This window comes from Anaerobacillus sp. 1_MG-2023, from assembly GCF_030547345.1.
Lineage (GTDB): Bacteria > Bacillota > Bacilli > Bacillales > Guptibacillaceae > Guptibacillus > Guptibacillus hwajinpoensis_B.
Genome location: NZ_JAUORD010000003.1, coordinates 97,502 through 120,132 on the forward strand (window position 1 = coordinate 97,502; position 22,631 = coordinate 120,132).

26 protein-coding genes are annotated in these 22,631 nt (G+C 41.1%); 24 read left to right on the top strand and 2 right to left on the bottom strand.

Translation table 11 applies throughout. From position 1 onward, the window contains the following. Window positions 1–56: 56 nt before the first annotated feature. The 3 genes from thiT (at window position 57) to spoVM (ending at window position 1,443) form a co-directional block, all read left to right on the top strand. Complete coding sequence (gene thiT / locus Q4550_RS06830; RefSeq protein ID WP_194221385.1) at window positions 57–608, top strand: energy-coupled thiamine transporter ThiT; 552 nt, start codon at window positions 57–59, stop codon at window positions 606–608. Beyond that, the gene (locus tag Q4550_RS06835) at window positions 605–1,261 is read left to right on the top strand and encodes a thiamine diphosphokinase (protein ID WP_194221386.1); all 657 of its coding nucleotides are present in this window, start codon (window positions 605–607) and stop codon (window positions 1,259–1,261) included. The genes thiT and Q4550_RS06835 overlap by 4 nt, the downstream gene beginning before the upstream one ends. 98 nt (window positions 1,262–1,359) lie before the next feature. Next, the gene (spoVM, locus tag Q4550_RS06840; protein ID WP_048309835.1) at window positions 1,360–1,443 is read left to right on the top strand and encodes a stage V sporulation protein SpoVM; all 84 of its coding nucleotides are present in this window, start codon (window positions 1,360–1,362) and stop codon (window positions 1,441–1,443) included. Window positions 1,444–1,491: 48 nt separating this feature from the next. Here the strand turns inward: spoVM and rpmB are convergent, their stop codons facing one another. Then, a complete protein-coding gene (gene rpmB / locus Q4550_RS06845; RefSeq protein ID WP_098443343.1) occupies window positions 1,492–1,677 on the bottom strand; it encodes a 50S ribosomal protein L28 in 186 nt (61 codons plus the stop codon). A gap of 395 nt (window positions 1,678–2,072) precedes the next feature. Here rpmB and Q4550_RS06850 point away from each other — a divergent pair, with 395 nt between their 5' ends. From Q4550_RS06850 to rnc, 11 genes are all read left to right on the top strand, one after another. Continuing rightward, a complete protein-coding gene (locus Q4550_RS06850; protein ID WP_194221387.1) occupies window positions 2,073–2,438 on the top strand; it encodes an Asp23/Gls24 family envelope stress response protein in 366 nt (121 codons plus the stop codon). Between the two features lie 22 nt (window positions 2,439–2,460). Further along, window positions 2,461–4,137 carry a DAK2 domain-containing protein gene (locus Q4550_RS06855; protein WP_303531244.1) on the top strand — a complete coding sequence of 559 codons (1,677 nt, stop codon included), beginning with the start codon at window positions 2,461–2,463 and terminating at the stop codon, window positions 4,135–4,137. Between the two features lie 107 nt (window positions 4,138–4,244). Continuing rightward, a complete protein-coding gene (sdaAB, locus tag Q4550_RS06860) occupies window positions 4,245–4,907 on the top strand; it encodes an L-serine ammonia-lyase, iron-sulfur-dependent subunit beta (RefSeq protein WP_303531246.1) in 663 nt (220 codons plus the stop codon). Between the two features lie 20 nt (window positions 4,908–4,927). Next, window positions 4,928–5,815 carry an L-serine ammonia-lyase, iron-sulfur-dependent, subunit alpha gene (gene sdaAA, locus Q4550_RS06865; RefSeq protein WP_303531247.1) on the top strand — a complete coding sequence of 296 codons (888 nt, stop codon included), beginning with the start codon at window positions 4,928–4,930 and terminating at the stop codon, window positions 5,813–5,815. 10 nt (window positions 5,816–5,825) lie between these two features. Next, window positions 5,826–7,856 carry an ATP-dependent DNA helicase RecG gene (gene recG / locus Q4550_RS06870; RefSeq protein ID WP_303531248.1) on the top strand — a complete coding sequence of 677 codons (2,031 nt, stop codon included), beginning with the start codon at window positions 5,826–5,828 and terminating at the stop codon, window positions 7,854–7,856. 122 nt (window positions 7,857–7,978) lie between these two features. Continuing rightward, window positions 7,979–8,536, top strand: coding sequence for a transcription factor FapR (gene fapR / locus Q4550_RS06875; protein ID WP_303531250.1), 558 nt, complete (start codon window positions 7,979–7,981; stop codon window positions 8,534–8,536). A 17-nt stretch (window positions 8,537–8,553) separates the two neighbouring features. After that, window positions 8,554–9,549, top strand: a complete 996-nt coding sequence (gene plsX, locus Q4550_RS06880; protein WP_303531252.1) for a phosphate acyltransferase PlsX — start codon at window positions 8,554–8,556, stop codon at window positions 9,547–9,549. Window positions 9,550–9,551: 2 nt separating this feature from the next. Beyond that, on the top strand, window positions 9,552–10,493 hold the full coding sequence (fabD, locus tag Q4550_RS06885; RefSeq protein WP_303531254.1) for an ACP S-malonyltransferase: 942 nt from the start codon (window positions 9,552–9,554) through the stop codon (window positions 10,491–10,493). Window positions 10,494–10,496: 3 nt separating this feature from the next. Beyond that, a complete protein-coding gene (gene fabG, locus Q4550_RS06890) occupies window positions 10,497–11,237 on the top strand; it encodes a 3-oxoacyl-[acyl-carrier-protein] reductase (protein WP_194221395.1) in 741 nt (246 codons plus the stop codon). Between the two features lie 66 nt (window positions 11,238–11,303). Next, the gene (gene acpP, locus Q4550_RS06895) at window positions 11,304–11,537 is read left to right on the top strand and encodes an acyl carrier protein (RefSeq protein ID WP_048309824.1); all 234 of its coding nucleotides are present in this window, start codon (window positions 11,304–11,306) and stop codon (window positions 11,535–11,537) included. A 115-nt stretch (window positions 11,538–11,652) separates the two neighbouring features. Beyond that, entirely contained in the window at window positions 11,653–12,444 is a 792-nt protein-coding gene (gene rnc / locus Q4550_RS06900; protein WP_194221396.1) for a ribonuclease III, read from the top strand. A 46-nt stretch (window positions 12,445–12,490) separates the two neighbouring features. On the opposite strand, the gene Q4550_RS06905 is transcribed toward rnc, so the two are convergent. Then, entirely contained in the window at window positions 12,491–12,715 is a 225-nt protein-coding gene (locus Q4550_RS06905) for a DUF1128 domain-containing protein (RefSeq protein ID WP_226612818.1), read from the bottom strand. Between the two features lie 245 nt (window positions 12,716–12,960). On the opposite strand from Q4550_RS06905, the gene smc reads away from it, so the two are divergent. From smc to rplS, 10 genes are all read left to right on the top strand, one after another. Continuing rightward, window positions 12,961–16,524: a chromosome segregation protein SMC gene (gene smc / locus Q4550_RS06910; RefSeq protein WP_303531258.1), complete on the top strand. Its 3,564-nt coding sequence runs from the start codon at window positions 12,961–12,963 to the stop codon at window positions 16,522–16,524. An 18-nt stretch (window positions 16,525–16,542) separates the two neighbouring features. Further along, window positions 16,543–17,538: a signal recognition particle-docking protein FtsY gene (ftsY, locus tag Q4550_RS06915; protein WP_194221399.1), complete on the top strand. Its 996-nt coding sequence runs from the start codon at window positions 16,543–16,545 to the stop codon at window positions 17,536–17,538. Window positions 17,539–17,639: 101 nt separating this feature from the next. After that, window positions 17,640–17,969 (top strand): putative DNA-binding protein, encoded by a 330-nt coding sequence (locus Q4550_RS06920; protein ID WP_194221400.1) that lies wholly within the window; start codon window positions 17,640–17,642, stop codon window positions 17,967–17,969. Window positions 17,970–17,981: 12 nt separating this feature from the next. Further along, window positions 17,982–19,331, top strand: a complete 1,350-nt coding sequence (gene ffh / locus Q4550_RS06925; RefSeq protein ID WP_194221401.1) for a signal recognition particle protein — start codon at window positions 17,982–17,984, stop codon at window positions 19,329–19,331. Between the two features lie 83 nt (window positions 19,332–19,414). After that, entirely contained in the window at window positions 19,415–19,687 is a 273-nt protein-coding gene (gene rpsP, locus Q4550_RS06930; RefSeq protein WP_098443358.1) for a 30S ribosomal protein S16, read from the top strand. 82 nt (window positions 19,688–19,769) lie between these two features. Further along, window positions 19,770–19,997 (top strand): KH domain-containing protein, encoded by a 228-nt coding sequence (locus Q4550_RS06935; protein ID WP_303531264.1) that lies wholly within the window; start codon window positions 19,770–19,772, stop codon window positions 19,995–19,997. 379 nt (window positions 19,998–20,376) lie between these two features. Next, the gene (locus tag Q4550_RS06940; RefSeq protein ID WP_303531265.1) at window positions 20,377–20,793 is read left to right on the top strand and encodes a YlqD family protein; all 417 of its coding nucleotides are present in this window, start codon (window positions 20,377–20,379) and stop codon (window positions 20,791–20,793) included. Further along, a complete protein-coding gene (gene rimM, locus Q4550_RS06945) occupies window positions 20,790–21,305 on the top strand; it encodes a ribosome maturation factor RimM (RefSeq protein ID WP_194221404.1) in 516 nt (171 codons plus the stop codon). The genes Q4550_RS06940 and rimM overlap by 4 nt, the downstream gene beginning before the upstream one ends. A 1-nt stretch (window position 21,306) precedes the next feature. After that, window positions 21,307–22,038 (top strand): tRNA (guanosine(37)-N1)-methyltransferase TrmD, encoded by a 732-nt coding sequence (gene trmD / locus Q4550_RS06950; protein ID WP_303531754.1) that lies wholly within the window; start codon window positions 21,307–21,309, stop codon window positions 22,036–22,038. 127 nt (window positions 22,039–22,165) lie between these two features. Then, window positions 22,166–22,510, top strand: a complete 345-nt coding sequence (gene rplS / locus Q4550_RS06955) for a 50S ribosomal protein L19 (RefSeq protein ID WP_098443362.1) — start codon at window positions 22,166–22,168, stop codon at window positions 22,508–22,510. The last annotated feature ends 121 nt before the right edge of the window (window positions 22,511–22,631 follow it).

Genomic DNA, 22,631 nt, shown 5'->3' on the forward strand with positions numbered 1-22,631 from the left:
GCTGTTTTTTAATAAGAATTTATACAAAAGTTTAGGTTATGGAGGAATTATGATTCATGAAGAAAGATAATCGACTTCTTTTGCTTGTAGAAATAGCTTTAATGGCTGCGGTTGGAGTGATTTTAGACTTATTATCACTCAGGCTTTGGCCAAATGGCGGCTCTGTGTCGCTAGCAATGGTACCTATTTTTCTAATTGCTTATCGAAGAGGACTTGGTGCCGGTTTAACGACAGGGCTATTAGTTGGTATTTTACAACCTCTAATCGTGCCGCCTTTTTATGTGCATCCTATTCAATTTCTATTAGATTATCCAATTGCATTTATGGTTGTCGGTATGGCTGGGATTTTTAGTGTCAAAGTTGACGAGGCGAAACGGAAGCGCATCACCATGATCATTCTTGGCTGTTTAACCGGATCATTGCTTCGACTTGTGAGTCATTTTATATCTGGGGTGATCTGGTTCGGCGAAATGGCACCAGAAGGTACCCCTGTGGCCTTATATTCCTTTCTTTATAATGCATCTTATTTGTTACCAACTGCTGCTGTATCAATTGTCGTCCTGGCGCTGCTCTCACATCAAGCACCTAAGCTGGTGCATGAGCAATGAGGAAGCCTATTTATATTGTTGCAGGAGGGCCGGAAGAAGATCTTCCAACTCATCTTTTGACTGAAAGAAATGTAAGGTGGATTGGGGTCGACCGAGGCGTCTATACGCTTCTGAAAAACAACATTATTCCTGAACATGGATTCGGGGATTTTGACTCAGTAACCAATGAAGAAAGAGAATGGATGGAGTCACACGATTTATCGTTTACCGTCTATCCTTCTGAAAAGGACCACACAGATTTAGAAATCGCTCTTGATTGGGCCATCGATGAAGATCCTGAAGAGATTACAATGTATGGGGTAACGGGTGGTAGGCTTGATCATAGCTGGATGAATGTTCAGATGTTAATTAAGGGCGTGAAGTCACACGTGAAGCTTGCTATTGAGGATAAATTAAATCGATTGGAAATGAAAGAGCCTGGCACATATACTGTCCAAAAGGATCATCGTTTTCCCTATATGTCTTTTCTCTCCTTTACTCCTGAAGTCAAAGGTTTAACGCTAATTGGATATCGTTATCCCCTTAAGAATAGACATATTTCATGGGGGTCAAGTTTATGTATTAGCAATGAACTGATCGAGGAAAATGGGTCTTATTCATTTAATCAGGGCATACTATTGGTGGTAAGAAGTTCGGACGCCGAGCAGGTTTAGGTACTATTTTAATTTCGGCGAATATAATAGTAATGCATCTTATATTCTCATATTGTTCATCCTGGGGTCCATCTTTGACTTTCTGAGGAGGGGGAAATATGAAGTTCTATACGATTAAATTACCAAAGTTTCTCGGCGGTTTTGTGAGAGCAGTGCTAGGGTCTTTCAAAAAAAATGAATAGCTTAGAAACAAAAAAAAAGCACCCGTGTGGGTGCTTTTTTGCATGTTACTATGCGCGTTCGATTTTGCCTGATTTAAGAGCACGAGCAGATACATAAACTTTCTTAGGTTTACCATCTACCATGATGCGTACCTTTTGAAGGTTAGCACCAAATTTACGTTTAGTTGTATTCAACGCGTGAGAACGTTTGTTACCAAACGAAGTTTTGCGTCCAGTGATTGCACATTTAGCCATTGTTTCTACCTCCTTACTGTCCTACATTGCACAAGAAGTGCAGGATAAATCCTCCACTATAGTATCATGTAGGTGTAGTGAATGCAAGATGTTTAACACGTCTTATCAAGAAAAAAACTTAACAGTAAAAGCTTATCATATTAGAGGTTTTATACGATGAACTTTTATTATGACTAATAGTGTAGTAAAATAACGGTAGCTGTGCATAGGATTTATTTATTTATTATTTTGGCTATGTAAGCTTATAGTGTTGAATTCTCGATTTTGGCTCATTTGCTTGAAACATTCGTTTTACTCATCGTTCAGTAACTTAGCCATTATTTTATGAACAGAATCTATACGAGGATAGAAGTAGTCAAAAGATCAGTACCCAAATCGCTAAGGGAGGAAATATAATGGCAATTGAAATGAAAACCCAATATGGACAGATTGATATTTCGACGGAAGTAGTCGCTGCGATTGCAGGTGGCGCTGCGATTGATTGTTATGGTATTGTTGGAATGGCTTCACAAAAGCAATTGAAAGATGGTATTACAGAACTATTGGGAAAAGATAACTTTAGCAGAGGGATTGTCGTTCGCAAAGAAGAAGACGATGACCTTAACATTGACATGTATATTATCGTGAGCTATGGTACTAAGATTTCTGAAGTAGCCCACAATGTGCAAACAAAAGTGAAATATCAGCTTGATCAAATGCTTGGGCTATCAATTGATTCAGTAAACATATACGTCCAAGGGGTTAGAGTGACGAACCCTTAAACGGAGTTAGGAGGAAAAGTCTGTGACGATTCAAAAGATTGATGGGAAGCGTTTTGCGCAAATGGTCCTTGAAGGAGCAAACAATCTTTCAAAGAATGCCAAGATGGTAGATGCGCTTAATGTTTTTCCAGTGCCGGATGGAGATACTGGTACAAACATGAACTTAACAATTACGTCTGGAGCAGCTGAAGTTAGATCGAGCAGCTCAGATAAAGTAGGAGATGTCGCATCTCTTTTTGCAAGAGGATTATTAATGGGCGCACGGGGAAACTCTGGCGTAATTCTTTCTCAGCTATTTCGAGGATTTTCGAAATCGATCGAAGGAAAGTCTGAGATCACAAGTGTAGAACTAGCCGCTGCTCTTGAAAACGGGGTGGATTCTGCCTATAAAGCCGTTATGAAACCAGTGGAAGGTACAATTCTTACAGTAGCTAAAGACGCTGCTCGAAAAGCAGTGAAGTCTTCAAAGAAAATATCAGACGTGGTTGAATTAATGCAGGTAGTAGTTAAAGAGGGGAAAGAATCCCTCAATCGTACTCCTGATCTTCTTCCAGTTCTGAAAGAAGTCGGTGTCGTTGACTCAGGCGGCCAGGGACTTTTACTTATTTATGAAGGGTTTCTAGCGGTTCTAGAAGGAAAAGAAACGCCCGATTCATCCGTTGATCAAGAGAAAATGGACGAACTCGTTAGAGCTGAGCACCACAAAAGTGCGCAGGGTCATATGAAAACGGAAGACATTGAATTTGGTTACTGTACAGAGTTCATGGTTCAATTCGAAAATGAGAAGCTTGCAAAATCGCCATATGATGAGGAAGCATTCCGAAACGAACTCGATAAACATGGGGATTCGCTTTTGGTCGTATCTGATGAAGATCTCGTTAAAGTACATATGCATACAGAGTACCCGGGAAATATTATGACGTATGCACAGAATTATGGGAGCTTAATTAAAATTAAGATTGAGAATATGCGTGAGCAGCATTCTACAATTTTAAAAGAAGAACGTCCCGAGCCTGCTAAGCAGGAGAAGCCGGCGGAACGAAAAAAATACGGAATTATTACGGTTTCCATGGGAGACGGAATCGCTACTTTGTTTGAAAGCTTAGGTGCGAATTATGTGATCCCAGGTGGCCAGACGATGAACCCAAGTACTGAAGATATCATTAAAGCGATTGAAGAAGTTTATGCTGAGAATATTATTATCTTACCGAATAATAGTAATATTGTGATGACTGCACAGCAGGCAGCTTCAGTCGTAGATGAGAATGTAATTGTGATTCCTTCTAAAACAGTTCCTCAGGGTATTTCTAGTCTTCTTGGCTTCAATCCATCGGTTGATCCTGAAGCTAATGAGGAAGCAATGAAAGAAAGCCTGTCAGCTGTTAAATCAGGACAAGTTACGTTTGCGGTTAGAGATACAAAGATTGATGGTATCGATATTACGAAAGATGATTTCATGGGAATCGCAGATGGCAAAATTATTGTTTCTGAAAAGGAACGTCTTGAAGTCGCGAAGTCGCTTCTGTCTTCTATGATTACCGAAGATGATGAAATCGTTACGATCATATATGGTGAAGATACAGATCAAGTAGAAGCTGAAAGTATTGTTGCTTATATTGAAGAGCAGTTTGATGAAGTAGAAGTAGAACTTCACGAAGGTAAACAGCCGATATATAGCTATATCATGGCAGTGGAATAAATGTTTCATATTTGCAGAAAAAGAAACGTGGCTTGAGCCAGGTTTTCTTTTTCTGTAAAGAACATCTTTTGTGAGATAAAGTGTATATGGTGAAAGGTGGCATCAATGTGAAGTTTCGCAGTGTTTTTGACATTATTGGTCCTGTTATGATTGGTCCTTCAAGCTCCCATACGGCTGGAGCAGCAAGAATTGGTCGAGTTGCTAGACATTTGTTTGGTCGTGAGCCAAAGACAATTACAATTTCTTTATATGGTTCATTTGCAAGAACGTACAAAGGACACGGTACGGATGTTGCCCTAATCGGTGGCGTGCTTGATTTTGATACTTACGATGAGCGAATAGTGAATGCGCTTACAATTGCGAAAGAGAAGAAAATCAAAGTTCGTTTTACTGAAGAGGATGCCTTAACAGATCACCCTAATACTGCTCGAATTCATCTCACTGATGAGAAGGGTGAACTTGAGCTTGTCGGGATCTCGATAGGTGGAGGTAAAATTGAAGTCATTGAGTTAAATGGGTTTGCGCTCGGTCTTTCAGGGAACAGTCCAGCTATTCTTGTAGTCCATAATGATCGTTTCGGTGCCATTGCAGGTGTATCTAATACATTAGCAAAACATGAAATTAATATCGGTCATATGAACGTTTCGCGAAAAGAAAAGGGCAAGGAAGCATTGATGACGATTGAAGTGGATCAAAATATCCCTCAAGTTGTATTAGATGAGGTTGAGTCATTACCGAATATTATTCAAGTCGCAAAAATTAGCGATTAAGATATAGAGGAGGAATGGGAATGTTTCGTAACGTAGCAGAACTAGTAGAGTTAGCGCAATCGAAAGATAAACCAATTTCTGAAATTATGATAGAACAGGAAATGGATTTCAGAGGAAATACCCGAGAAGAAGTTTATGCTCAAATGAAAAATAACCTTGTTGTTATGGAGCAAGCAGTTGAACGGGGAATTAATGAGGATGTTCGCTCTCATTCAGGATTAACTGGCGGAGATGCAGTGCTGCTTCAAAACTATATGAAGACAGGGAATTCACTGTCTGGACAAACAATGCTTGATGCGGTAAGTAAAGCGATCGCTACGAATGAAGTGAATGCAGCGATGGGAACCATTTGTGCGACGCCAACAGCAGGGTCTGCAGGAGTGGTGCCTGGGACACTCTTTGCAATTCGAGAGAAAGTGAATCCTACAGAAGAGCAGATGGTAAGATACCTCTTTACTTCAGGAGCATTTGGGTTTGTTGTAGCTAATAATGCTTCCATTTCAGGTGCTGCAGGTGGCTGTCAGGCTGAAGTAGGATCAGCAACTGGGATGGCTGCGGCAGCGATTGTAGAATTAATGGGTGGTACTCCTGAACAATCTTCTCATGCGTTTGCGATTGCACTTAAGAACATGCTTGGTCTTGTATGTGACCCTGTAGCTGGACTTGTCGAGGTTCCTTGCGTTAAGCGAAATGCCATGGGCGCTTCCAACGCACTAGTTGCAGCAGATATGTCTCTTGCGGGCATTACAAGTCGCATTCCTTGTGATGAAGTGATTGATGCAATGTACAAAATTGGGCAATCTATGCCTTCTACTCTTCGAGAAACGGCTCAAGGAGGACTTGCAGCAACGCCAACTGGCCGAGAGTTAGAAGCGAAAATATTTGGAGTATCCCTTGATAGGAAATGAGTGAAGATCAATGGACGATCGGATTACACAGATAAAAGGAATTGGTGATGAGAAAGCAGCGTCTCTTTCATCAATCGGCATAAACAGAATACAAGATTTAATTGAATATTTTCCATTTCGCTATGAAGATTATGAGTTGAAAGATCTCGCTGATGTGAAACATGAAGAGCGAGCTACACTTGAAGGGAAAGTTCATAGTGAACCGGTAGTTCGCTTTTATGGAAAGAAAAAATCACGATTGTCCGTAAGGCTGTTAGTAGGAAAATTCCTCATAACAGCCGTTTTTTTTAATCGTGCTTTTCTAAAAAAGCAGTTTACGTTAGGACAGATTGTTACTGTTACTGGCAAATGGGATCAACATAAAATGACGCTTTCAGCAAATGAAATCACGTTCTCCAGTCATAACCCAGACGGCACAATTGAGCCGATCTATCCTGTAGGTGGAGATGTGACGGTGAAAGCAATGAAGCGATATATCCAGCTTGCTTTGAATCAGTTTGGAGAACAAATTGAAGAAAACCTTCCACCTCAAATGCTTGAAAGGTATAAGTTGATGCCAAGGAAGGATGCCGTCTTGATGATGCATTCGCCTCCTTCTCATGAAGGACTTAAGCAAGCGAGACGTCGTTTTGTTTATGAAGAACTACTCCAATTTCAGTTGAAAATGCAGATTTTCCGAAAAAGGGAACGTGAAAACACTGAAGGAGCTTCACAAGTTTTTGAAAAGGAAAAATTAGAGGAGTTTGTACAAAGCCTCCCTTTTCCATTAACAGGTGCACAAAATCGCGTAGTAGGAGAGATATTGAAGGATATGGAAAGCTCCTATCGCATGAATCGCCTGCTCCAAGGTGATGTAGGTTCTGGTAAAACTGTAGTAGCGGCTATTGGCTTATATGCATCTTACTTAGCTGGTCACCAGGGGGCGTTAATGGTTCCGACGGAAATTCTAGCAGAACAGCATTACGAATCATTTCAGGATCTCTTAGGTAACAGACTAAAGGTGGAACTATTAACTGGGTCTGTGAAAGGTAAGAAGCGTAGAGAGATACTTGAACGACTCGCGGTTGGAGAAGTGGATCTATTAATTGGGACACATGCGTTAATACAAGATGAAGTGGTATTTCAAAATCTTGGCCTAGTTATTACAGATGAACAGCATCGGTTTGGAGTAGGGCAGCGCAGAGTACTAAGAGAAAAGGGACTAAGTCCAGATGTTCTTTATATGACGGCAACACCTATCCCAAGGACGCTTGCTATTTCGGTATTTGGGGATATGGATGTTTCGACGATAGATGAAATGCCTGCAGGGCGTAAACCAATTGAGACATATTGGGCAAAGCCAGGAATGCTACCGCGTGTTATCGATTTTGTGAAAAAAGAATTAGATCAAGGCAGACAGGGCTATGTGATCTGCCCGCTTATTGAAGAATCAGAGAAGTTGGATGTACAAAATGCGATTGATGTTCATTTTCAAATGCAAACAGCATTGCCTGACTATCAAGTAGGTTTAATGCATGGACGTCTAAGCTCAGATGAAAAGGAAGCCGTAATGGAGGAATTCAGTACGAATGACGTCCAGCTTCTTGTATCTACAACGGTTGTTGAGGTTGGGGTAAACGTCCCAAATGCGACAATTATGGTAATCTATGATGCAGAACGATTTGGTCTTGCTCAACTTCATCAACTGAGAGGTCGAGTAGGTCGTGGAAGTGAGCAATCTTATTGCATATTACTAGCAGATCCGAAATCTGAAGTAGGCAAAGAGCGAATGCAAATTATGACAGAATCGAATGATGGCTTTGTTCTTTCTCAGCGTGATTTAGAACTTCGAGGACCTGGAGACTTTTTTGGACGTAAACAAAGTGGTTTGCCTGAATTTAAAGTAGCCGACCTGGTGCATGATTATCGCGTGCTAGAAGTAGCTCGAAATGATGCAGCTGCTCTCGTAGAGTCCACCGCATTTTGGGAAGATGGGACATACCGCAGTTTACGAGACTATCTGACAGAGCAGGGCGTTTTAAGTGGAGAAAAATTGGATTAGCTTGCATAATCAACATGCTCGGTATATACTACCTTTTAGGACCTAGTCATAAGACTGAGATAAAGAGGATCAACTTGATCCTCTTTATCCGTTTATTAATGCTAGATAGGCGGCGGTAGTATATGAAGAGGAGTAAGAAAGATCGGCAAAGTCAGCTAAAGGAAACGATTGAGAGCACTCCCTTTATCACAGATGAGGAGCTTGCTGATAAATTTAATGTGAGCATTCAAACCATCAGACTCGATCGTCTTGAGCTCTCCATTCCAGAATTAAGAGAACGAATTAAGTATGTGGCACAACAGCAGCTTGATGAGGTGAAAGCACTTCCGATTGATGAAGTAATCGGTCAGGTGATCGATCTACAGCTTGATGAAAGTGCGATTTCCATATTGGACATTCGCCCTGAACACGTTTTTTCAAGAAACAAAATCGCAAGAGGACATCACCTTTTTGCGCAGGCGAATTCACTTGCTGTTGCTATAATTGATGATGAACTTGCACTGACAGCAAAAGCAAATATTCGCTTTTCAAGTCAGGTGAATGAAGGAGAGCGAGTAGTTGCGAAAGCTGTAGTGATAGATCAACGGAAAGACCGGACAACGGTTGAAGTGAATAGCTTCGTCCAGAATGAGAATGTCTTTTCTGGTGAATTTGTCATGTATCGCTCGACTAAATCCTGAAGGGAAGTTGTTTGAAAATGAGACTTGCAATTGACGCAATGGGTGGAGACAACGCACCTGATGCCATCATAGATGGGGTATATGAAGCGATTGAAGCATTTAGTGATTTGTCTGTAACGATTGTAGGAGACGAAACGAAAATCAATCCGCTATTAAAAGGAAACATGGATCGAATCACGGTATTACATACGGAAGAATACATATCATCAGAAGATCAACCAGTAAAAGCTGTTCGACGAAAGAAAAACGCTTCGATGGTTTTAGCCGTGAACGAAGTAAAGGAAGGTCGGGCAGATGCGGCTATATCAGCTGGTAATACTGGTGCGTTAATGGCAGCTGGATTGCTCTACGTTGGCCGTATTAAGGGCATTGATCGTCCAGGATTAGCTCCTACGCTCCCAACAATTGACGAAGCTGGTTTTGTGCTACTTGATGTTGGCGCCAATATGGATGCGAAACCAGAGCACCTTCTCCAATACGCACATATGGGCTCGGTTTATGCTGAGAAAGTACGAGGTATCGAGAACCCTCGCATAGGTCTTTTGAACATTGGAACAGAAGAAGGTAAAGGGAATGAGCTAAGCAAACAGGCCTTTTCACTGCTTCAAGAAAGTGGATTGAACTTTGTTGGAAATGTAGAGTCAAGGGACATCCTTGGTAATGAAGCGGATGTCGTCGTCTGTGATGGGTTCTCAGGGAATCTAGTATTAAAGACGATTGAAGGAACGGCTCTCACAATGTTTAAGATGCTAAAAGAAGAGCTCACAAGCTCATTTACAAGTAAATTAGCAGCAGGAGTATTAAAACCGAAGCTGAAGAATTTAAGTACGAAGCTAGATTATTCAGAGTACGGTGGAGCAGGCTTATTTGGTTTAAACGCTCCTGTTATTAAAGCGCACGGATCTTCAAATGGAAGAGCTGTTTTCAGTGCGATTAAACAAGCTAGAACGATGGTCACTGGAAATGTTGTGACCGCCATTCAATCATCTCTTGTTAAAGAGGAAGGAGAGTAATTATGGGAAAAACAGCCTTTTTATTCCCCGGCCAAGGTTCACAGGCTGTCGGGATGGGACAGGATTTTATGGAAGCTTATTCTGTATCGAAAGATGTATTTACAGAAGCAGATCATCGCTTAAACTTTGAATTAACTAAATTGATTATGAACGGTCCAATTGAGACGCTAACGAGAACGGAAAATGCACAGCCCGCTCTTGTGACGACGAGCGTGGCAGTTCTTGAAGCTCTTCGCGAAAAAGGCATTACAGCTGATTATACGGCTGGTCATAGTCTTGGGGAATATTCTGCCCTTGTCGCTTCAGGTGCTCTATCCTTTTCCGATGCCGTTTTTGCGGTTAGAAACCGGGGGCTTTATATGGAAGAAGCAGTTCCTTCAGGTGAAGGTGCAATGGCAGCCATTATGGGAATGGAGCGAGAGGAGTTACAACAAGTAGTTGACGAGGTATCGGCTTCTACTGATACTGTGCAGCTTGCAAACCTAAATAGTCCTGGACAAATTGTCATTTCAGGCGCCAAAGCAGGTGTTGAGAAAGCTTCAGAAGTAGCAAAAGAGAAGGGCGCTAGGCGGGTGATTCCACTTCAAGTAAGTGGGCCGTTCCACTCTAGTCTTATGAAGCCTGCTGCAGACCAACTATCTGGCATACTTGAAGCAATTGAGATAAAGGATGCATCGATTCCAGTCATTGCTAACGTAACGGCTGAACCATCTATTTCTGCTGAAGAGATTCAGAACCACTTATTGGAGCAAATCTATTCACCTGTTCTATGGGAAGATACGGTAAGAAAACTAATGGACCTTGGTGTTGATACGTTTATTGAAATTGGTCCAGGTAATGTTCTTTCAGGTCTAGTCAAAAAGGTTAACCGTCGTGCATCTGTTCATGCAGTCGGAACTCCAGAACAACTCGATCAACTCATTGCTAAGTTAGGAGAGGAATAAACGATGGCTGAAAATAAAACGGCTCTAGTAACAGGAGCCTCCCGAGGTATTGGACGCGCTATTGCATTAGAGCTTGCTAAAGAGGGCATGAACATAGCTGTCAATTATGCAGGAAGTGAAGCGAAAGCAAATAGCGTTGTAGACGAAATTAAAGCGGCTGGTGGAAATGCGATTGCGATTAAAGCAAACGTAGCAAGCATGGAAGAAGTTCAGGGCATGATTAAGGAAGTTGTTTCAACTTTCGGAAGTCTTGAGGTGCTTGTGAATAATGCCGGCATTACACGTGATAATCTCATTATGCGTATGAAGGAAGAAGAGTGGGATTCCGTTATCGACACAAACTTAAAAGGTGTCTTTAACTGTACGAAGTCCGTTACTCGTCAAATGATGAAACAGCGTTATGGTCGCATTGTAAACGTAGCATCTGTCGTTGGTGTAGCTGGGAATGCAGGTCAAGCTAACTACGTAGCAGCGAAAGCAGGCGTAATCGGATTAACGAAAACAACTGCTAAAGAACTTGCTAGTCGCAACATTACGGTTAATGCGCTTGCACCTGGTTTCATCGAAACTGATATGACAGACGAACTTTCTGATGAAGTGAAAAGCGGAATGAAAGGACAAATTCCACTTGGAAGACTCGGTGCAGCTGAGGACATCGCTAAAGCAACGAAATTTCTCGTTTCTGACGATGCCAATTATATTACAGGTCAAACGCTTCATATTGACGGCGGCATGATCATGTAACTTTTCAACAACATCTAGTTTTTTTGTTTTATATATCCTATAATAGCTTGAGGGGAGGTGAGTCTAATGGCAGATACACTAGAGCGTGTAACAAAAATTATTGTTGATCGTCTTGGAGTTGAAGAATCTGAAATTAAACCAGAAGCTTCTTTCAAAGACGACCTTGGTGCCGATTCCCTTGATGTAGTGGAATTAGTCATGGAACTTGAAGATGAATTTGATCTTGAAATTTCCGATGAAGATGCTGAGAAAATTGTAACAGTTGGCGATGTAATTGATTACATAAACAGCCATCAATAATCTTCAGGATCATCCTGAAGTTGTGGAATAAACCTCGCTAGCCTGGGGGTTTATTCCTATTAATGATTAAAGCTCCAGAGTACAAAGAGGATAGTGATAAGTCGTGGAGGTATCTATGTCCAAATCAAAACATTCACCAAAAACGAGAGCCAGACGTTTCAAACCTAAGCATTCACGACAACTCGTGGTTGGAGAGGCAATCAGATCGCAATTCACTGCTTTTCAAAAGGAAATTGGTGTATCGTTCGAAAATGAACAGCTTCTTTTTCAAGCTTTTACCCATTCATCCTATGTGAATGAGCATCGACTGCATCCGCAGATGGATAATGAACGTCTTGAATTTCTTGGAGATGCCGTACTTGAACTTACGATATCAAGATACTTATATGAAAAGTACCCGAATATGAGTGAAGGCCAGCTAACGAAGCTAAGAGCGGCAATTGTTTGTGAACCATCACTTGTTCAGTTTGCAAATGACATGAATTTTGGACATCTCGTGCTTCTTGGCAAAGGAGAAGAGATGACGGGTGGTAGAATGCGCCCTGCCCTTCTTGCTGATGTATTCGAGTCATTCGTCTGTGCTTTGTATCTTGATCAAGGTCTTGAAGTCGTCTTTGAATTTCTTGAGAAGTTTGTTTATCCCAAAATTAACGCCGGTGCTTTTTCTCATGTGATGGATTATAAAAGCCAGCTTCAGGAAGTTATTCAGCGTGAAAGCCTTGGCGTGATTGATTACGTTATTACCGATGAAAAAGGACCCGCACATAACAGAGAGTTCTCCTCGAAAGTTATGTTAAATGGAAGTGATCTTGGTGTTGGGGTCGGACGCTCAAAGAAGGAAGCAGAACAAATGGCTGCTCAAAAAGCACTTATAAACTTAAAAGATCGTAATGAAAAAGAATCCTGATGCCAGGATTCTTTTTCATTAGATTCATTCTCTTTTAACTAACGATTTAGGATGCGCGCAATTTGCCTAGTTCAGCTAAGATTGCCTGCATTTCTGCAACACTAAGTGATTGTTTTTTGTTTAACATCACATAGATTTCATGAATATCTTCATAAGAAGATAAATCGAATGCTTCTGGCTTAATCATGCCAGAATTGATGACCTGCATTTTTTCTTTAATGCTCTCGACCATAAATGCTAGATTTTCTTCTGATTTAATGGAAAGATCCATTCGTAACACCTGCCTTATTCATTTGACTTAATTAATGACGACATGTCGCCATGCTATGTACCATTTCCCAATCAAGTAACAATGAGAGAATCATTGTCTTGCTTTAGGGTTTTCCTTATTGTAACATGTCTCAGCTCAGTATCGTAGAGGTCATTGTTTTATGATAAAATAAGACAGTTAGTGAAAAAAGTAAACCAAACGTTTTGATTCGCATACATAGATGAAACAGATGAGGGGGAAAGATGATGTTCCTCAAACGATTAGATGTAGTCGGCTTTAAGTCATTCGCCGATCGTATTTCAGTTGAGTTTGTCCCAGGAGTAACATCAGTTGTCGGCCCGAACGGGAGCGGCAAAAGCAACATAAATGACGCCATTCGCTGGGTACTTGGTGAACAATCAGCCAAGTCACTTAGAGGCGCTAAAATGGAAGATATCATTTTCGCAGGGAGCGATACGAGAAAAGCGGTTAACTTAGCAGAAGTAACGCTTACGCTTGATAATACAAATCAATATCTACCGATTGACTATAATGAGGTTAGTGTCACAAGACGTGTATATCGATCAGGAGATAGCGAGTATTTATTAAATAACCAGACATGTCGTTTAAAAGATATCATTGAGCTCTTCATGGATTCTGGGTTAGGGAAAGAATCATTTTCCATTATTGGTCAAGGTAGAATTGAAGAGATTCTTAGTAGCAAATCTGAAGAACGTCGCAAGATTTTTGAAGAAGCTGCGGGCGTGTTGAAATATAAAACCCGCAAGACGAAGGCGGAAACTCGTTTAAAAGAGACGGAAGATAACCTCCATCGCGTCGAGGATATTCTTTATGAGCTGGAAGATCAAGTTGAACCACTCCGCATGCAGGCATCGATCGCCAAAGATTACTTGCAAAAGCGAGAAGACTTGGAAAAGATTGAAGCGGCACTAACGGTTCATGAAATTGAAGAGTATCATCAATCATGGAAGCAAAAGAAAGCTGAATTGGATTCGTTAAAGGAGAGAGAAAGCAGTCTCGGCGATTCCATTAAGGTTAAGAAAGACGAGCTAACGAATATCAGATTGAAGCTTGATCAGTCTGAGCGTAATTTAGAAGCTTATCAGCAGCAGCTCCTTGATACGAGTGAAGAGTTAGAGAAGCTTGAAGGAAAGAAAGAAGTGCTTAAGGAACGGAAAAAAAATGCGCATCAAAATCGCACTAATTTGAGTGAGCGTATGACGTTTTTACAAGAGAAAAAAAGTTATTATGAGAAAGAAATTGAGCATCACTATAAACGCTTTGATCAGCAAAAGAAAGAATTAAGTGACTTAAAGGCCAGTCTTAAAAAAGAAACAGAGCTTCTTTCTGATATTGAGCAAGACATTGAACAAGAACTTGATCGTATGAAATCGGATTACTTCGAGCTACTTAACGAACAAGCGTCGATTCGTAACGAAAACCGCTATCTTCAAGATCAGCTTTCTGTTCTTAATCAGCGTAAGGAGCGACTCGATGGAGATAATCATAAATACATTGAAGAACGAAGCGCTGTGGACGAAAAGAAAGAGGAGCGTTCTGCCAAGTTAGCCGAATCCAAGAAGCTACTTGAAGCGCACGTGTCACGCTTCTATAAAAGCAAGCATGACGTGGAAGAGAAAAAGAAAGAGCTTGGTGAGAAAGAATCTAAGCTTTATCAAGCTTATCAATATATTCAACAATATAAGTCTAAGAAAGAAATGTTAGAAGAAATGCAGGACGATTATGCTGGTTTCTTCCAGGGTGTTAAAGAAGTACTCAAAGCTCGCGAAGACCTTACCGGGATCGAAGGGGCAGTTGCGGAACTAATAACAGTACCTAAAGATGTAGAGACAGCGCTTGAAACGGCCCTTGGCGGTGCGATGCAGAATGTCGTTGTTCGTGATGAGGCTGCAGGAAGACAGGCGATCTCATTCTTGAAGAAGAACCGTTCCGGAAGAGCCACCTTCCTTCCACTGTCAGTCGTGAAATCCAGAAAAATTTCGAACTATGATTTAGAACGTGTGAAGCAAAATGAAGCTTTCGTAGGCGTGGCTTCCGAACTCATCACGTACGATCCGAAGTACCAAGCAGTGATGGAGAATTTATTAGGCTCCGTTCTCGTAGCTAAAGACCTAAAGGGTGCAAACGAACTTGCAAAAATCATGCAATATCGAACGCGCATCGTAACCCTTGAAGGGGATGTGGTTAATCCAGGCGGTTCTATGAGCGGAGGTAGTGTGAAGCAAAAATCATCATCGCTTCTAAGTCGTCAGCGAGATCTTGAACTACTGATCAACAAGCTTGATGATATGCAGAAGAAGACCGCTGTAGTCGAGCAGGAGATTAAACAGGATAAAGCAATATTAGCTGATCTTGAAGAGAATCTTGATGAAATGCGTGAACGAGGAGAGAACCTTAGACTTGAAGAACAGTCTCTTCTTGGTGATTTGAGAGCAATTGAAGGAGACGAACGGAATACAAACGAACGTTTACAGCTATACGATCGAGAAAAGAAAGCGATCGATGAGGAAGTAGAAACTCATCAGAAGCGACACGGGTATTTGACCGAACGTCTTGAGGTGATTACTCAACAAGCAGAAGAACTTGAAGGTAAGATCGAGAACCTGACTGCAAAGAAACAAACGCAGCAAACGTCTCGTGAGACAATTCAAACTGAGATCACAGACCTTAAAGTGAAAGTGGCGGAGCACCAGCAATCATTCCAGAATCAGAAAGAGACGCTCGACCGCTTAACGTCTGAACAAAGTGAAACGAATGCTCAGCTAACCGAAACAACCGAAGAATTTACGCTCCTATCAGAAGCTATGTCTTCCAATTCTAATGGTGAGGAGAAGCTTGACCAAAATATCGTCTCATTCCGATCAGAGAAAGAGAAGCTTCTTACAACACTACAGAATGAACGTGAAGTGAAGTTATCTTTACAACAGGAGATTGAATCTGTCAGTAGCAAGCTCGATCTATTAATCGCAGAGGAAAAGCAGCTTTCGGGATTAATGCAGGCCGTTGAGGTGCGGATTAACAGACTTGATGTGGAACTTGAGAACAGGTTAGCTATTTTAAGTGAAGAGTATGGACTGACTTATGAAGCGGCGAAAGAAAAGCACATTCTTACACTGGAACCTGAAGATGCTAAGCGTAAGCTAAAGCTCATTAAGCTAGAAATTGATGAGCTTGGTACCGTTAATCTTGGTGCGATAGATGAGTATGAACGAGTGAATGATCGCTATACATTTCTTAGTGAACAGCAAGCGGATCTTCTTCAAGCGAAAAAAACACTGTATGATGTGATTGAGGAAATGGATCAAGAGATGAAAAAGCGCTTTGAAGATACATTTACTAAAATACGAGCGCAGTTCCAAATTGTCTTCAAGGAATTGTTTGGGGGAGGTAAAGCAGATCTCGTACTAACGGATCCGGATAATCTTCTTTCAACAGGCGTGGATATATTAGCGCAACCGCCAGGGAAGAAACTTCAACATTTAGCGCTTCTATCGGGAGGAGAACGAGCTTTCACGGCCATCGCTCTCTTATTCTCGATTTTAAAAGTTCGACCTGTTCCGTTTTGCGTTCTGGATGAAGTAGAAGCAGCGCTAGACGATGCGAACGTCAATCGATTTGCGAAATATTTAAAGCAATTTAGTGAAAAAACGCAGTTTATTGTGATTACACACAGAAAAGGTACAATGGAAGAGTCTGATGTTCTATATGGCGTTACCATGCAAGAGTCAGGTGTATCCCGACTCGTTTCCGTTAGACTAGAAGAATCGAAGCAATTAATATCGCAATAATGAGTAGGGGGATTAAACGTGAGTTTTTTTAAAAAGTTAAAAGACAAGTTCACAACACAAACAGATGAAGTAAGCGGGAAATTTAAAGACGGTCTTGAGAAAACACGAACGTCTTTCTCAACAAAAATGAATAACCTCGTAAAAAACTATCGCAAAGTTGATGAAGATTTTTTCGAAGAGCTAGAGGAGCTTCTTATAAGTGCCGATGTCGGTGTTGCGACTGTAATGGATCTCATTGACGTATTAAAAGATGAAGCGAGAACGCGTAACATTAAAGATACGAAAGAACTGCAAAGCGTCATTTCAGAAAAGTTAGCAGAGCTTCTTCATAAGTCCGATGAAGATGGCTCTCTTAATGTACAAGAAGAAGGTTTAACGGTTTTCTTGTTCGTTGGAGTTAATGGGGTAGGAAAGACAACTACTATTGGAAAGCTTGCACATAAGTTTAAACAAGAAGGAAAGAAAGTGGTTCTTGCAGCGGGGGATACGTTCCGAGCAGGAGCAATCGAGCAATTAGAAGTATGGGGGGAACGAGCTGAAGTTGATGTAATAAAACACCAAGCAGGCTCAGATCCAGCAGCAGTTGTTTTCGATGCTGTGCAATCTGCTAAATCACGGAACGCAGATATATTGCTTTGTGATACAGCGGGGCGTCTTCAGAACAAAGTAAACCTTATGAATGAGCTCGAAAAAGTAAAACGTGTTATTCAACGTGAAGTACCATCGGGTCCACATGAGGTGATTCTCGTTCTAGATGCTACTACAGGACAGAATGCGATGAGTCAGGCGAAGCAATTTGGACAATCAACAGACGTGTCTGGCATAGCGTTAACCAAGCTCGATGGAACAGCAAAAGGTGGAATCGTGCTTGCCATTCGACACGAACTTGATATCCCTGTTAAACTCGTAGGTCTAGGGGAGAAAATGGATGATTTGCAGGAGTTTGATCCTGATACATTCGTATACGGACTCTTCTCCTCAATCATTGAAGAAGAGGAAGAAAACGAAGAATAAATTCTAAATTATTTGTGTTAAGAAAAAATCTTGACAAATAAAATGACGCATAGTAATATAATTAACGTAAAGGTGATTACCTTAACAAGGGGCTGTTAACAATGCTAGAGAAAACGATGAGAATTAACTCGTTATTCGACTTTTATCAGTCGCTTTTAACACCGAAACAGCGTAATTATATGGCATTGTATTACCTTGATGATTATTCACTTGGTGAAATCGCAGAAGAATTTCAAGTTAGCCGTCAGGCTGTCTATGATAACATTAAGCGAACTGAACAAATGATTGAAGAATATGAAGCAAAACTGTTGCTATTCGAGCGTTATATCAAAAGGCAAGAGCTGTTAGAAAAGCTTAGAGAAGCGATCGCGAGTGAGAATGAACACTCGAAGGCGCTGCCGTTGATTACATCGCTTGAAAAACTGGATTAGGAGGCGGCGAACATGGCATTTGAAGGGTTAGCCGACCGACTGCAAGACACCCTGCAGAAAATACGCGGTAAAGGGAAAGTAACAGAAGCTGACGTCAAAGAAATGATGCGTGAAGTAAGGCTAGCCTTGCTTGAAGCCGATGTTAACTTTAAAGTCGTAAAACAGTTTATCAATAAGGTCAAAGAGCGCGCCGTCGGACAGGAAGTTATGAAAAGCCTGACGCCAGGGCAGCAGGTCATTAAAGTCGTTAATGAAGAGCTGACAGCGCTAATGGGTGGCGAACAGAGCAAAATTGCTGTTTCAAGTCGCCCGCCGACTGTTATTATGATGGCCGGACTACAGGGTGCAGGTAAGACGACTACTGTCGGGAAGCTTGCAAACCATTTACGTAAAAATCACAACCGCAAACCACTATTAGTAGCGGCGGATATATATCGTCCTGCTGCGATTAACCAGCTTGAAACGCTTGGTAAACAACTTAGTATGCCGGTGTTCTCGATGGGCGATCAGGTTAGTCCGGTTGAGATTGCAACTAAAGCAATCGAAAAAGCAAAAGAAGAGCATCTTGACTATGTCATTATTGACACAGCCGGTCGCTTGCATATTGATGAAAATCTAATGCAAGAGCTAAAAGATGTTAAAGAAGCTGTTACGCCTGACGAAGTTTTTCTTGTCGTTGATTCGATGACAGGACAGGACGCTGTGAATGTAGCCGAAAGCTTTAATGATGCGCTTGATATAACGGGTGTCATTCTAACAAAGCTTGATGGTGACACGCGCGGTGGTGCTGCACTTTCGATCAAGTCTGTAACAGATAAACCGATCAAGTTTGCTGGTATGGGTGAGAAGCTCGATGCACTTGAACCGTTTCATCCTGAGAGAATGGCATCGCGAATTCTCGGAATGGGAGACGTTTTAACGCTCATTGAAAAAGCCCAGACTTCAGTAGATGAAGACAAAGCAAAAGAACTTGAGAAAAAGATGCGAACGATGAGCTTTACGTTCGATGATTTCCTTGATCAGCTTGGTCAGGTTCGAAGCATGGGACCGCTTGATGAATTGATGGACATGATTCCTGGAATGAATAAGAAAGCCATGAAAAATGTCAGTGTTGATGAGAAGCAAATTGGCCGAGTTGAAGCCATTATTCAATCCATGACAACACGCGAGAAAGAAGAGCCTGATCTCATCAATGCGAGTCGCAAAAAAAGAATTGCCGTCGGTAGTGGAACATCTGTGCAAGATGTCAATCGTCTCTTGAAGCAATTTGATGAGATGAAGAAGATGATGAAACAGATGACCAACATGTCTAAAGGCGGTAAGAAAAAAGGTAAGGGCATGAATTTCCCATTCATGCAATAAAAATGAAGTAAATTTTCTCTTTACAAGAGTATAAATTTATGATATTATATTTATTTATGTGAATATTTTTGGAGGTGAAACACATGGCAGTTAAAATTCGTTTAAAGCGTATGGGTGCTAAAAGAGCTCCTTACTATCGCGTAGTTGTTGCTGATTCACGTGCACCACGTGACGGACGCTTCATCGAGGAAATTGGTACTTACAATCCGGTTGCTAATCCAGTTGAAGTGAAAATCAACGAAGAGAAAGCTCTTGATTGGATGCTTAAAGGCGCTAAGCCTTCTGATACAGTACGTAACTTATTCTCCACTGCAGGTCTTATGGAGAAGCTTCACAACGCAAAAAACACAAAGTAATTTAACACCTTAGAGGAGGCTTTCTTGAAAGCCTCCTTTGGTGTATCTAGGTCCATCATTTTTAAAAAGGTGGTAGATTATAATGGAAGCACTGGTTGAAACAATTGTAAAAGCTCTTGTCGATTATCCTGATGAAGTTCGTGTTGAAAAAGATGAGACAAGCAGTTTGGATATATACAAGCTTCACGTTCATGCAGAGGACACAGGAAAGGTGATTGGGAAGCAGGGAAAGGTCGCTAGATCAATCCGTACGGTGATGAACGCCGCTGCTGTTCAGTCCAATAAACGTGTACAGTTGGAGATACTTTAGGGGGAGATGAAACTCCTCTTTTTTTGTTTTAGCTCACTCGAATGAAACTTTCAATTCACGTGCCTTTCACCAGATTCATAATCCATATTTAACGTTTATAAAACTTCTCATTGATCGTAAGGGCTCTTTTTTTATGATAAGCTATGTTATCTTATTGTGATGATATCTCGTTTATTGGCTCAATCGAATGAAACATCTGTTTCACTCGTCTTAGCCAAAAATCAACCACATTTATTAACATAGCCTTATGAGAAAGTGGATTTAATATCAAATACGAAAACTTTCCCTTTTTAAAAGACTTGGCCAGAAGCCAGGTTTTTCTATTGCTTCTATTTATTGTGTGAAAATCAGGTCCTATTTACATATGGAGGGCAGCGGAATGAAAATCATTGTAACGTATGATGTGAAACAAATTTTAACTGAAGAAAGCCGGGCTTCCTATCTAGACAAATGGCAAAAAGAACATGCCTCTCTTCTGCGGGAATGTGATCAACTTCAATTTGAAATGAAGCGCCTGCAAAAAAAACGCCCTTCTGATCAAAAGTGGATAGCTGATCAATTTGATAAAGAAATTCGGACAAGATCTGAACGAATGTCATTCCTTGATTTCAAAATGGATCAACTTGATCAGTTGACTTTAGGGTCTGAAATTCACGACGGTGAAATTCAATCCATTCAGGAAGTTCAAATTGGCGACGAGTGGCATGGAAGAGAGCAAAAAGGTAAAATAGTCGTAAAAGATGGGGTTGTGCAAAGCATCTTCCCTGACTCAAAAGGAAAGGATATTATGATATGACAGAATGGCTTAATGTAGGAAAGATCGTGAATACACATGGCGTGCGAGGTGAAGTACGCGTTATTTCTAGAACTGATTTTCCAGAGGAGCGTTATGCAATAGGCAACAAGCTGTACTTGTTTAAGGATGATGAGCCTGTAACTTTAACCGTTTCATCACATAGAAAGCATAAGCAGTTTGATTTGCTTACATTTGAAGGGTTTCACAATATAAACGAAGTACAGCACATGAAAGAAGGTATTCTGAAAGTAAAGGAAGATCAAGGAGGAAAGCTATCAAAAGAAGAATTCTACTACCGTGATATTATCGGGCTTGAAGTTCATACTGAAGATGGCGAGTATCTTGGTAAGGTAAAAGAAATTCTTTCACCAGGAGCAAATGATGTTTGGGTTGTTCAAACTGCTGGCGGGGGTAAGGATCTTTTGTTACCATACATCGAACAAGTGGTGAAACAGGTCGATTTAAGTGAAGGGAAAATTACCGTTCATTTAATGGAAGGACTTCGTGATTAGCATGAAGATTGATGTGCTTTCGCTGTTTCCTGAAATGTTCTCAGGTGTATTTAACCATTCGATTTTAAAGCGTGCTCAGGATAATGGGGCTGTGACTTATAATGTGACTAATTTTCGTGACTATAGTTCGAATAAGCATAAAAACGTTGATGATTATCCATACGGTGGGGGAGCTGGAATGGTGTTGACGCCTCAACCGGTTTTTGATGCTGTCGCCGATCTTTCAGCAGGAAAGCATCCGCGCGTCATTCTGATGTGTCCTCAAGGAGAAAGATTTACACAAAAGAAAGCGGAAGAGCTTGCGAAGGAAGATCATCTTATTTTCATTTGCGGTCATTATGAAGGGTATGATGAGCGGATTCGGGAAAATCTAGTAACGGATGAGATCTCCATTGGTGACTTCGTCTTAACAGGAGGAGAGCTTGGGAGCATGGTCGTTATTGACAGTGTTACAAGACTTCTCCCTGGAGTCCTAGGTAATGATACATCAGCCCCTATGGATTCGTTTAGTAGTGGTTTACTAGAGCACCCTCACTACACACGCCCTGCTGACTATGCTGGGTTAAACGTGCCTGATGTGCTTCTATCAGGAAATCATGAGGCTATTCGTAAGTGGCGTCTTAAGGAATCGTTAAGGCGCACGTGGAATAGAAGACCGGATCTTCTTAGAGAGAAAAACTTGACGAAGGAAGAAGAGAAATTTCTTCAAGATATTAAGCGAGAAAAAGAGTGAATTCATTCTTGTAATCTAAAAAGTGCTATGCTATGATAACAGTTGTGGCATTAGTCACGTTATTACGATGTTCCGCTGTAATGCAAGATGATTTATATGAGCATCTGTGTGGAAGGAGGGTTACTTGATGCACAAGTTAATCCAGGATATCACAAAAGACCAACTTAAGTCGGATCTTCCTAATTTCCGACCAGGAGATACTGTGAAAGTTCACGTTAAAGTTGTCGAAGGTACTCGTGAGCGTATCCAGTTATTCGAAGGTGTTGTGATTAAACGACGTGGTGGTGGAATCAGTGAAACATTTACTGTTCGTAAGATTTCTTACGGAGTAGGTGTTGAGCGTACATTCCCTGTACATTCACCAAAAGTTGCTAAGCTTGAAGTTGCTCGTCGCGGTAAAGTTCGCCGTGCTAAGCTATACTACTTGCGTGCACTTCGTGGTAAAGCCGCTCGTATTAAAGAAATTCGATAAAGTTAGACGCGAAAGGGAGCTTGCATTGTCAGGCTCCTTTTTTCTATTGAAAAAAACTCATGTGAAATAAGTAACTTTCTATGATAAAATAAAGCGGGTTATAAAGGTTTGTAGGAAAGGC